The organism is Pseudomonas sp. HMSC065H01 (genome assembly GCF_001815235.1).
Taxonomy (GTDB): Bacteria; Pseudomonadota; Gammaproteobacteria; order Pseudomonadales; family Pseudomonadaceae; genus Pseudomonas; species Pseudomonas aeruginosa.
Genome location: NZ_KV819936.1, coordinates 21641 through 21918 on the forward strand (window position 1 = coordinate 21641; position 278 = coordinate 21918).

Consider the following 278-nt stretch of genomic DNA (forward strand, 5'->3'; position numbering starts at 1 on the left):
GTGGCGCCGGACGGCAGCAGCGTCACCGGCAACGCAGAGCCGGGCGCCACCGTCGGTGTCGACACCGATGGCGACGGCCAGCCGGACACCACCGTGGTGGTCGGCCCCGGCGGCAGCTTCGAGGTTCCGCTGAACCCGCCGCTGACCAATGGCGAGACGGTGACGGTGATCGTTACCGACCCGGCCGGCAACAACAGCACCCCGGTGACCGTCGAGGCGCCGGACACCACAGCCCCGGCGCCGGCCACCGACGTGCAGGTGGCGCCGGACGGCAGCAG

The 278-nt window shown here is 73.7% G+C and carries 1 protein-coding gene; it reads left to right on the forward strand.

The window, feature by feature from the left end:
- Positions 1-278: Ig-like domain-containing protein (locus HMPREF3014_RS35245; RefSeq protein WP_256562450.1), on the forward strand; the 278-nt coding region annotated here is incomplete at both ends.